The following is a 4905-nucleotide window of genomic DNA, read 5'->3' as shown; positions in this document are numbered from 1 at the left end:
GGAATACTCTTTAATCCGTGAGCTTTCCTCCAGCAAGGGAACCTGTTCCCAAAACAGCCAGGAGCTTCATTTCGGCTTGGGCGCTTCCAAAGTTTTAAACATCGAAATAATCGAATATGAGAAAGATTAGAACCAACCTGCTGACCCCTGTATCTCCCACAGAATCCAAGTATTTGACAGACCACACCATCATTTGGAACGCTGAGGGAATCCAGGATATCCGCCCTTTTGATCCCGCTTTGGACGGCGACGCCGAAAACCGGATTGATTTTCTTTGCCTGCCCGGCAATATCGATCTTCACACCCATCTCAGCCAACACCGTATCCGCGGGATTTACGAACCTTCTCTCCTGGACTGGCTGCAGAATCACGTTTATCCTGAGGAAGCTCTTTTTGCTGACGCTGGTTTTGCCGACACCCTCTCCGCCGATTTCTTCCAAGCCCTGTTCGCAGCCGGTACCACCACCAGTGTAATCTACACTGCACCCTTCCGCCAAGCTTGCGAGCTGGCATTTTCGAACGCCAAACGCTGTGGAGCCAGGGCATTTATCGGTATGACCCTCATGGATGCCAACAGTCCTGAAAATCTCAAGCAAACCACTCAACAGGCTTTCAACGATTCTGTGGAATTATATGAGCGTCACCACGGCTATAACCCGCTGTTGGACTACATTTTCACGCCTCGGTTCGCGCTTTCCTGCAGCCCCCAGTTGATGTCCCTCTTGGGAAAGTTTATTCAGGAAAACGATGCCTGGCTACAAACCCACCTTTCCGAAAATCCCCGCGAAATCAGAGAGGTTCTGAACCTTTTCGGCGCTGGAAGCTACACCCAGGTTTATGAAGACTTCGGACTTCTCAGCTCAAAAAGCATCCTGGCCCACGCCATCCATCTGTCCGAAAGTGAGATGGAACTTCTCGCCAAGCGAAAATGCAAAATTGCCCACTGTCCGGATTCAAACTTTTTCCTCAAAAGCGGGGAAATGGATTGGCTTGCGCTGGAAGCCAGGGGAATCCAGATTGGCTTGGGAAGCGATGTGGCGGCTGGAAGCTCACTGGATATGCTCTACCACGCGAAAATGGCAAACTATCGCCAAAGCGCTTTTTCTCTCAGCCCCGAACGTCTTTTTCACAGCCTGACCCTGGGTAATGCCCACCTGCTTGGTTTGGACCACAAAATTGGCAGCCTCGAACCGGGAAAAGAGGCAGACCTCTGTTTCCGCAGCTTTCCACGCCGGGAAATCAAGCCTGAACACCTGCTCTCGACGCTTTGTTTTTGCAGTGAGGAACTTCCCGTGGTGGAAACCGTTATCGCTTCAAAAACGGTTTTTAGCCTTTTGGAAGGACAATTGCATTGATATTGTTAAGTAAAATTTTCCAAATCACATCAAACCCTGCCACAAAGCGGGTTTCACGAAAGATGATAATCTAAGGAGACATACATGAAGAACGCGGTTTTAACCATATTATTTATGGGCATGATTCTTGCCCTGGCCGCCTCTTTGGTTTGGGACGACTCCGTTCCCATCCGCCAGGGAGTTAATATCGAATGGTTCCGCACCGGAACGCAAACCGCCGACGGTTGTGCCATCTACGTTTGGAGCGATACAAAGCTTGGCGAACGCGACCTTTGGGCTCAAAAAGTTGATGCCCAGGGCAATCTTGTTTGGGGCGATCCCGTCCTAATCGATGGCAAACCGGACAGACAGGAAGACCCCGTCATCACCATGACCTCAAACGGTGATTTCATCATCGCCTGGATCGATTTTTCTTTCGACCCCGACGGTGATGTTTACGCCCAAAAAATCAACACCGATGGCCAGTTGCTGTGGCCTGAGGGTGGAAAACCTGTTTGCACAACACCCGGAATGCAGATTGGCCTGAACCTGGAAGCCGACCTGGAAGGCGGTGCATTCATCGTTTGGAGCGATTCTCGCAACCCCAGTAAAGACCTTTATGGCCAGCGTTTGAGCGCCAGTGGCGACCCGCTTTGGGCTTTAAACGGAATCCCAATTGCCAACGGCGAAGGTATTGAAGAACAAAACACCATGTTGCCTGATGGACAGGGTGGCATGATGATTGCTTACACACACAAGTATGTTGATAATGAAGACATCTTTATGAAACGCTTCAACGCCGATGGCAGTATGGCCTGGGCTGAAACCCTGGTGCTGGCGGACGCCCCTGGAAATCAGAGCAAAGTGCGCATGGCAGCTTTGCAGGATGGAGAATTCGTTCTCACCTGGGAAGACCAGCGAAATACTGACCCGGACATCTACGCCATGAAAGTTAATCTGGCGGGTCAGAAGCTTTGGCAGGATCCATTTGTGGTTTTTGGTGATTCTGGCAACCCCAGTTTCGCCCCCCAACACAATCCTCGCATCCAGAGCACCAGCGACAACTGCGTTGTGATTGTCTGGGAGGACAAGCGCCTGGACAGCCAACATCCCGACCTCTTTGCCCAGAAGATTTCCGCTGATGGCAGCCTGCTTTGGAATCCGGATGGCCTGGTCGTCAGTGTGGCAGACTATGCGCAATTAGGTGTGCGCATGGCGGCTGATTCAAATGGTGGCTGCTATATTGTGTGGGATGACCACCGTAACGGCAACACCCCCAACGACGATATCTACGCCCAACATCTTTCAGCCACGGGAGAAGAACTCTGGACCCCCGGCGGCAGGCCTGTGTGTACCGCCCCCTACCAGCAGGAAGGTGGTTTGATTAAGGTTGCTGGTTCAAACGTTTTTATAAGCTGGATGGATATCCGCAACGGAAGTGTGGGTCTCTATTATCAAGCCTTCGATTCGGCGGGTAATGAGCTTTTGGAAGAAAACGGAAAGATGCTTTTCTGGGGCTTGAGCGGAGACACCCCCTTGAACGATTATTTGATGCTTCCCCGTGATAACGATGTTGCCATTGTCTGGCAGGACACCCGTTTCGCAAACTTGGGTTACCAAATCTTTTTCCAATATCTCGATTTTGACGGCAACACTGCCTTGGAAACCAACGGCCGCCCCGTTACCCTCGCCACCGGTGGAAAACAATCGAAACCTGCTGCCGCCATCAACCCGGAAGGTCAGATTCTGGTGCTTTGGGTGGAACATCGAGACGAGCATCCCAACATCTATATGCAGCTTTTGGGCTCAAATGGCGAAAGGCTGATGGGCGATTATGGCACAAAACTGACTCAAATGATGCCCATCGAACAAAAAGGTCCCCGCGTCAGTTGGCACGACGGCTCTTTTTATGTGGGCTGGAGCAACTATGATGAAGTGGGCTCCAGCTACCGCTTCCACGTCTATGGCCAGCGCATTCAAGCCGGACAGAAAATGTGGGGTGAAGACGGCATCATGGTGGGAACCCTCACCGGCGACGAACTGAACAATCAATGCACCCTGCTGGACATTCAGAAGGATTATTATTCTTGGGAGCGTTTTTCACCCAGCGACTACACTCAAAGTGTCTATACCCTCAGGATGAAACCTGACGCAAATCCCGCTGATGGATGGCCAGTTCAGGGATTACGCCTCTCAAACCACCAGGATTGGGACACCATGCAGCGCTTTCCTGTCAGCAGCCTCACAGACGACGGTATCTTTGTGATGTGGCAGGACAAGCGGGGCGGAATGATCTATGAAAACTATTTTGGTCAACATGTTTCCAGTGGCGGTGAAACCCTCTGGGACCCAGCGGGAGTGGCTTTGGCGGATTACGGACGTGAACAAAGCGCGGCTGTGATCGCTGATAAGGATGGTTTCCGCAATGAAATCATTTTTGCCTGGTGTGAAAACATCAACGGTATGGACGATATTATCGCCCACAAATATTCCCTGACAGGAACCCCGCTTTGGGGCGACCTCGGATACTTTGTGGTTCAAAAAGACAGCACTCAATCCAGCCCCAGCGTGGGAAGATTCGAAAACAGCGGTATGGCTCTTGCCTGGTCTGATTATTACGGCATCGAAAGCGACATCTATTATAAATACATCAATTCAGATGGCAGCCTGCACGGCCCTGAAGCGGGTTATGTGCTCTGCGACGCTGGCAAAAAACAATATGACCCAAAATTGGTGACAATCGGAAACAATGCCATCGCGCTTTGGGCTGACGGACGTTCCAGCGGAAAAACTGAAATCCTCGGCCTATATGCTCAAAGACTCACAAATGAAACTGTATCTGTTGACGACCCAGCTTTGCCGCCCGCTCTATCATTCCAACTGCTTCAAAATCATCCCAACCCCTTCAACCCGAGCACAAGAATCAGCTTCAACGTGGATTCCCCCGGCAAAAAACTGAGCCTTGTAATCCACAATCTCCGGGGTCAAAAAGTGAAAACCCTGGCGGACGGATATTTCGAGAAGGGAACTCACAGCCTGATCTGGGACGGTCTGGACGAAAATGGCCGCCCTGTGGCTTCGGGAATCTACACTTACCGTCTTTGCGATGGAACCACGACGCAGACCAAGCGCATGGTCCTGATGAAATAAACCCAACGACACATGGGAACAGCCCGGCAATAATCAGGCCTTACCCTCCAATATATCGCCCGGAATCTTGGTTCCGGGCTTTTTTTTGTTTCTCTATATCAGCTTCTGGCTTCAAAACCGCATCAGTGATCTTTGTTTATTGCCACAGCGTTACTTTTTTTGAACGGGTCACGTTGTCACTCTGTCACCTTGTCACCTTGTCACTTATCAAAAATCCCTTTTCATCCTCATCATCCTCTGCATCCCTAATCTATTTAAAAATCGGCGTAATCCGCGTAATCTGCGTGACACCTCATCCGCGTAATCTGCGTGCCCAAAAAAAAGAAGGGCAACGCCGCAGCGTCACCCTCCTGCCCTCCGTGCTTCCTACTTTCCAGAACGGATGTTCATTTTGAATCCCAAGCGGCCAAAGATAAGTTCC

Annotated in this window: 3 protein-coding genes; all 3 read left to right on the top strand. The window is 50.8% G+C overall.

Features of this window, described 5'->3' with window-relative positions; all coding sequences use genetic code 11:
* A partial coding sequence (locus tag GX135_04305; GenBank protein NLN85310.1) for a hypothetical protein occupies positions 1-130 on the top strand: 130 nt, incomplete at its 5' end.
* A complete protein-coding gene (locus GX135_04300; protein NLN85309.1) occupies positions 117-1355 on the top strand; it encodes an amidohydrolase family protein in 1239 nt (412 codons plus the stop codon). The genes GX135_04305 and GX135_04300, both read left to right, overlap by 14 nt.
* An 84-nt stretch (positions 1356-1439) precedes the next feature.
* Positions 1440-4484, top strand: coding sequence for a hypothetical protein (locus GX135_04295; protein ID NLN85308.1), 3045 nt, complete (start codon positions 1440-1442; stop codon positions 4482-4484).
* Positions 4485-4905: the final 421 nt, after the last annotated feature.

Source organism: Candidatus Cloacimonadota bacterium (assembly GCA_012522635.1).
GTDB lineage: Bacteria > Cloacimonadota > Cloacimonadia > Cloacimonadales > Cloacimonadaceae > Syntrophosphaera.
Note: the sequence above shows the minus strand (reverse complement) of the source record. Positions and strands in the feature narration are given on the sequence as shown.

Excerpts from the sequence above, each read along its gene's own strand:
- GX135_04295 (NLN85308.1), top strand. The coding sequence starts at position 1,440 with ATGAAGAACGCGGTTTTAACCATATTATTTATGGGCATGATTCTTGCC.
- GX135_04300 (NLN85309.1), top strand. The coding sequence starts at position 117 with ATGAGAAAGATTAGAACCAACCTGCTGACCCCTGTATCTCCCACAGAA.